Origin of the sequence: Haloparvum sedimenti (assembly GCF_001462205.1) — an archaeon.
Classification (GTDB): Archaea; Halobacteriota; Halobacteria; order Halobacteriales; family Haloferacaceae; genus Haloparvum; species Haloparvum sedimenti.
The window spans coordinates 1-6559 of the sequence record NZ_LKIR01000030.1 but is presented as its reverse complement, the minus strand read 5'-3'; the positions used below and the strand labels follow the sequence as shown (position 1 = coordinate 6559).

Here is a 6559-nt window from a genome sequence, read left to right as displayed (position 1 = left end):
CGTGAATTCCGCGAAATCGCGCTGATGTGTGTCGTCTATAACATCAAGCGCTTCGTCAAACAGTGAATCTCTACGCCTTACAGCGATTCAACACAGCCATTTGTACCGTAGTCGTCTCGCATTAGTTATGGTGAAGATTTATCACCGCGGCCGGTAGTAGTAGTAGGTGAGCGCTGCGCGCCAGCGTGTTGAGCCCGTTCGACCATGTCCCTCGACGGACGTGGGGGCGGGAAATGGCGCTATTCCAACTTCAGCAGTTACAACTCTCGGAGTTTCTCAGCGAGGTCATCGTAGCCGTTCCGCTGGAGAGCGTTGACCACCCGCGTAACGGAGTCCGACATCGGCTCGTCCACACCCTCATGCGGCATGACGGCACCCTCGTACCAGCAATTAACTCGCTCTCGGACGGTGTTGCCTCGAAGCGCCGGGAGTGTCGGGGGAGTGTACTCAGGCGAGTTCCGATAGGTCGCGCTGATAGCCTGCCCCCAATCCTGGCCACGATGGTGCTTCGCCCGTGGAGCCGGGATGACGAGCTCTCCTGCCCGCGGCATCGTGTCCGTGGCGTTAATTCGGTGGGCGAGGTGATTTGAGGCCAAGTCGGCGAGAAGTGCCGCCGGGTAGTAGAACTCCGACTTCTGGCAGTGAGCCACCAGAGGGCGATCGTCCCGCAGCCCTCCGAGTGCGGCGACGAACGGCTTGGCCTGCTGCTCGTTCCCATCGCCGATTACTGCGGGGAGCTCGGCGACCGTGTTCAAGATGTCGTGGACGTGGATCGCGGAGTGGACCGCTTCGACCTGCTGGGTGTCCTGGTTCCCATCCAAGCTCTGGCGGTGGGAGAACACACGGATATGCTCCGGAAATTCCTGCAGGACGGCTTCGGTGAAGTCTCGGCGGACAGCGTGTTCGTAGTCGTTCGCCTTGTTGTAGAACGGTTTGAATCCGATCGCACTCCCGTGGTCGTAGACCGCCTCCAGAATCGCCGGTTCGAGCTCCCGAGGGGCATGCACGGCTGCCGTCACAGTCGTATCACCGACAGTGCTCGCGTCCATCGTCACAGACGTCGAGTAGGTGGATGACTCGGTACGGAAGGGAAGGAGCGCCATTGGTGATTCAGTTGGTGCTGTATTCAGCCAGGTGGGCCTTCGCATAAGGGCGCGCGGATTCCGCCATTATGCCTCCTCGAAGTCGAGCTTCTCCTTCGCCGACCGGACCCGGTCGCTGACCGTCTGCGGGCTGGCCTTCCGATCATCAGCCCACGAAGACTGCCGAGTCGAGTAGAGCGTCTGCGTCATCCAGTAGTCCAAGGTCTCAGCGGGTGACTGGAGTTCGTTCGCCAGCACGGCGAGCTCGACCGCCGCAATCTGCCGGCCGATGTCGAGTGCAGTCAGCTCCTCTTGGTAGTCGTTGATCGCCCGCCAGCCGTCTTCGATCTTGAACTCCAAGTTGATGACGCACTTCCCATCCGCCCCGTAGACGAATCCCACATTCGCAAACCGTTCTCCGTCGATCCGGCGACGGGTGTGTATAGCGAAGTGAGGAACCGAGTCGTCTCGTACCTCCTCCACAATGGGGTCGTCGTCGAACTTAGCCGCCAGGTCGCGGGCCTGGGTCCACGCACTCCAAAATCGCTCGTCCTCCTGGAAGATGGGGACGCCGTCGTCGCCCTCGGGTGCATACCGGCTGACCGGCGGAGTGTCGCACTCCAGGAGCTCAAGCCCTATCTCTCCGGCCTCACGGACCAACTGAATTTTCTGATCCATCTCAGTCATATACGTACCATATATAGATAGAAGTATAAAATTTGTGGACAAATACGCTATTTACGTACTAACGCCAGACGACTTGCGGGGGAATCATTCGGGCGCAACGACGTACCCTCCGATGAGGGCGAAAATCCTGGCCGCGGCCATCCAACTACTCGGCGTAACTGGGTGCTGAAGTTACAGGCGCTTCCAAGGCATCAAAGAGCGGTGACCTGAGGAATAGTGGTCACTCGGTCCAGAACCATCTCGATTACAGCCACTCCACCTTCTCGCGAGCCCGTCGTTGCGCGGCGGGCGAGAACTTACCTTTGTAATGGTCCAGGAACGTCTCGAGATCCTCCCAGCCACCCCAATCGAGAACAAGTAGCGGATCGACCTCGGCGTCAGAGAGTGAGGTCGCCCAAGTCCGGCGGAGGTCGTGGGTCGACAGGTAGCGCCAGCCGTCGTCGTCGTGCTGCTGGGCGAGTTCGTTGCGGGCGTCCTGCACCCATCGCCGGAGCGACCGTGTCGACTGGATCGAGAGTACGGGGTCGTCGGCTGGTGCGTCTCGGACATCGCCGATCGTCTGGATAGTCGTCGCGAGATCTCGCGGCATGGGAGTCTCGCGGTATTTGTCGCCCTTCCCCTCCCAGACGCGCAGCATCGCGCCGGCCCCGGTCTTCGCGACGTGCTGAGGAGCAACGTCGAGGATCTCTTTCGACCGGAGCCCGCACCGAGCGCCGAGCATGAACGCGACGCGGTGCTCGGTATCGGGTGCGACCGCTTCCAACTGTTCGACCTCTCGCTGGCTGAGCCAGACTTTCTTCCCGGCTTCGTCTTCGTCGTGGTCGCGCAGGTTCATCGCTACGTCCGGTTCTCTCGCTAACCGGCTAAAAAGCCGCAGAATTAGTGGCTTCTAGGGGTGGATCGAGTGCTCAGGAGGGGTAATCCCGTCCGGGTTCTAGAGAGTAGTCGGACACGGTCGATCCCCCAGCTGTGTCCCGTGTTCGATCGTAGTTAGTTCGTATCTGCCGACTTCTCTTCGGGCTCGTCGAGGGGAAGATGTCGCTTGTGAACGAGCGCCAGTTTCGAATCGGTGTTCTGTGCCGTTTCAATCCGGTCCAGAATGTCGCGAAGTGTTTCGAGTTCTGCTGGGACTTCGAAGCTGTCTACCTCCGAGTCCGCTCGGGCTTCACAGCGAGCAATGTAGAGTTTGAATCGGGTGTCGATGCCGACGGCAGACCAGACCGCACCTCGTGAGTCAGTAAGTTGTTCTTCCCAAGAGTCGAGGATTTCGCGAATCTCGTCCCGACGTGATTCCGGAGACGGAACCTCTTCTCCAGTCCTCTCCTCAACGAGTTTATCGAAGTCCTCGTGAGTGAGGAAAGGAGTGGCTTCCCAACCATCAGGTGCGTCCGCATCTAATTCGAGGAGACTACGGATATCATAGATCTCCTGCTGATGGACGACGATCGCGTATCCGGGTCCGTAGGTGTGGGATGGGAACCGTTCTTCGTGTTCCAGCTGGCTATCTTCGACGGAAGATCGGTTGGAGGGGAAGAGGTCACGAATCCAACTCATTACGAGAGGACACGCCCACCGGACACATCAATTTTCTGCACGACAAAGATCAAAAAAAAAACGAGATGAGATATAAGGAATATCAACTAGACATATCTCCGTTGCGAGCCGGCCGGGCGCAACGACGAGCGGCGCAGATACGCGCGCGCGTATCCGATGGGCGCATAGGGGTCCCCCCGGTGTGCGCGGAAGGCGGGAGCGTGCGGGAGGACGCGTCCGCGGGTTCAGCGAAGGCCAGGAGTAGTCCGGTGCTCCCCGATATCGTCTCTTCGCTCGAGCATGGGCGCTCCGTGTGAGCGTTCGCGGGAAGTCGCGGCTGGGACCTGCTGGTTCGACTGTATCTGGCCGGCTTCCAGACTGAGGTAGCGTAAGGTCATCTGGCAAGCTACCTTGCGCGTTCCCGTCCCGGCGTATGGCGTGTTCTTCTCGGATTAACGGCGTTCTACGACTGTTCTGTAGGTTTCACGTGCGGAGACGTGTGGTGCGGTAGGCCGGAGCCGTTCTGGCTCCGGCCGTTATTGTCTCCCCCCCTTAGGGGCTACACCCGTAGGGTCCCCTGCTAACCTACCCACGCACCGCGAGCGCTCTATCGGCCGATATCGAGATTCTCATCACTTCGAGAAGCTCGATTCTTCCACAGTCGTTAAAGACCGTTATGTTCTAAAATCCTCTTCGATTGTGGCTGCAAATACCGGATCGGGTCGATCGCCCGCCGATCGATGCCCTCGAGGTGACGGATCACCTGTGAGGAGGCGCAAGAACAGGGCGCTCGAGTCGCTGAACGTCGAAAAAGCAGAGAGCTGAAGCTACCGACCGCGGCGACCGCGTGGCGCGTTGAGCGCCGCTACTCGACCCAGTCCCGGCGATCGGTCCTCACGCGGACCTCGTCACCGTCCAGGTACTCACGTTCGAGCGCGTTCGCCAGCTGGTGCGGCTCGAGCGAGAGGTCGTGGAAGTACGCCCACTCGGAGTCACGACGACGATCTCCGTCGCCAGCGTCGTCCTGGTCGTCGCTCTCCTCTAGGTCGTCGACCGAACTCGGATCGTCGCGCTCTTCGCGACGCTCGCGGCGCTTCTCCGCGCGGTCTATCATGTCGTCGACCTGGTCGTCCGGATAGATCCGGCGGAGGATGTCTTCGGCCTCGTTGAGCACGGCGAGGCTCGGGAACACGACCAGCACCGGGTTGCTGACCTTCTCCGCGACGCCGACCTCCGCGAGCCGCGAGACGTGGTAGCGGATCGTAGAGCGAGCGAGTCCGGTCCGCTCCTCTAGCGTGTCGTAGGACGCCCCGGATTCGGTCGCGATGACGCGGAGGATGTCGTAGACGGCCTGCGTGTTCGCTTTCAGCGCCTCGCGGTGGATCTCCGTCCCGACCGCCTCGTAGCGCTCGCGAAGCTGTTCGCGGCGGCCGCAGGGATGCGCGTACCGGTAGTCCGGGCTCGCTGGACCGGGCTGATAGTCGTCCGCGACCAGCTCGTCCCGACCGACGCCAGCCCACTCCAAGTGTGCAGAGACGATCGAGTGGAGCACCGACATGACCTCGTCCCAGTCGTCGACGTGCGGCAGCGCGCCGTCTCCGTCGACGCCCGCGAACGACGCCTCGAGCTTCGGGTGGTGCGCCGGATCCTCCCGCGGAATCTCCGTCCATCCGGCAGCCTGGTAGCACTTGAGTTCGATGTCGTAGGTCGTGCGCTCGAAACCGAGGAGGTGCCAGCGGTCGGCGTCGAGGAGCGCCTCCAGGTACCCCTCACGCTGCCGGTACTGGTGGGCCTCGATCTCGGACATCCCGCCGTAGGCGATCAGCTCCTGCGTCTGGTCCATCACCTCGATCACCTGCCGCTTCCAGCCGATGTCGAACCGGTGATGCGCCTCGGCATCCGTCAGCCGACGCGAGTCCGGCTCGCGATCCTCCAGGAGGCGGCCGCGGTCGACGTCGAGGACGATCTCGAGGACGTCCAGCATCCGTCCTTCCACCTCGTCGGCGGAGTCCGCCCACGTCGTCGAGCACCGCACGAGGGAGCCGTCGCCGTACTGGAGCGTGAGCTCGGAGCCGTCCTCGTAGTTGAGATCGTCGAACTGCGGGATCACGCGGAGTGAGCACGCCTTCCCGGTCTTGTGGAGGTCGCCCTCCTCGTCGCGCTCGCGAAGCGTGAGGTCGTACTTGTAGTACGCCGAGTAGTCGTCGCCCGTCCCCGTTCCGGCCTTCCAGCGCGACGAAGTGAGCTGCACGACCCACTCGCGGCCGCTCGTCGGAGCGTCGAGCCACGGGAGATCGTTGTGATCGACAGCGGCGGCGATCCCGGGTTCCTCGTCGCGGTCACCGACGATGTCGTACCACAGCTGGTGGACCGCGGAGTAGAGGGCGAGATCGCGGCCCGCGTCGTTGAACACGGCCTGCACCGCAGCACCGTGCGCGGCAGGCTGCGACGCGACTCGGTCCTCGATGTGCGGATCGGGGAGCGTCCCGATCGTGGCGTCGGGAGTGCTCGGAGTCTCGACGCTCACGCTGAACCACGCTCCTCGAGGACATCGAGGACGTTCCACCAGGTAACGGACTGGCACGAGTGGCAAACGTGCTTGAACGACCCGTTCGACCGTTCGCCGACGATCTCAGCAGTCCGCTTCTCAGAGGTCATCTGGCAGCCGGTACACCGTGCTGAGAGGAGCGGCCCCACGTGACCGACGCCTGGCGCGGAGCGGGACTCACTCGACATCGTCCACCTCTTTGTCGGAGTCCTCCAGGTCGTGACCGTCCGCGATCTCCTCGGGGAGGTCGTCGTTCTCAGCGGCGAGCCGAAGCTGATCGGCCACGGAGGACGCGTGACCGAGATCGTCGTCGCTCACGCGGACACACCTCCCTCGAGGTCCTCCTCGGGGCGGTACCGACGACCGTCGCCTGAGCCGACGTGGAACTTCTCGGGCCGTTGTGGGCACCCGACGAGATGGCCGTACTCGGTCGCGTCGACGGGGCTTCGAGTACACCGCGCTTTGCAGACCTTGCAGCGGAACTCGGAGTCCTTCTCACACGTGAGCGACCCACCATAGCCGAGGCTCACGCGCCAACACCTCTCTCAGGCCGCGCACCGACACGTGCGCTGCTGTTGTGGCTCGGGTAGTCGGAAGCGTCGGCCGTGACCCGGCACCGCATCATGGTCGGCACCCCCGGTTGTCGAGGGCAGGACAGCGCTCGCAGTCGCCGTCGAACGGAAGTCCACAAAACACGCAGCAGACCGGG

General features: G+C 62.4%; 6 protein-coding genes. All 6 read right to left on the bottom strand.

What is annotated here, in order from left to right; all coding sequences use genetic code 11:
• Window positions 1–257: 257 nt before the first annotated feature.
• On the bottom strand, window positions 258–1049 hold the full coding sequence (locus tag AN233_RS01505) for a hypothetical protein (RefSeq protein ID WP_141654117.1): 792 nt from the start codon (window positions 1047–1049) through the stop codon (window positions 258–260).
• Window positions 1050–1169: 120 nt separating this feature from the next.
• A complete protein-coding gene (locus AN233_RS01500; RefSeq protein ID WP_058365107.1) occupies window positions 1170–1769 on the bottom strand; it encodes a hypothetical protein in 600 nt (199 codons plus the stop codon).
• A gap of 244 nt (window positions 1770–2013) precedes the next feature.
• Window positions 2014–2604 carry a tyrosine-type recombinase/integrase gene (locus AN233_RS01495; RefSeq protein WP_058365106.1) on the bottom strand — a complete coding sequence of 197 codons (591 nt, stop codon included), beginning with the start codon at window positions 2602–2604 and terminating at the stop codon, window positions 2014–2016.
• Between the two features lie 155 nt (window positions 2605–2759).
• Window positions 2760–3323: a hypothetical protein gene (locus AN233_RS01490; RefSeq protein WP_058365105.1), complete on the bottom strand. Its 564-nt coding sequence runs from the start codon at window positions 3321–3323 to the stop codon at window positions 2760–2762.
• An 844-nt stretch (window positions 3324–4167) separates the two neighbouring features.
• Window positions 4168–5829 (bottom strand): winged helix-turn-helix domain-containing protein, encoded by a 1662-nt coding sequence (locus AN233_RS01485; protein WP_058365104.1) that lies wholly within the window; start codon window positions 5827–5829, stop codon window positions 4168–4170.
• A gap of 198 nt (window positions 5830–6027) precedes the next feature.
• Window positions 6028–6168 carry a hypothetical protein gene (locus AN233_RS17055; protein ID WP_176696605.1) on the bottom strand — a complete coding sequence of 47 codons (141 nt, stop codon included), beginning with the start codon at window positions 6166–6168 and terminating at the stop codon, window positions 6028–6030.
• Window positions 6169–6559: the final 391 nt, after the last annotated feature.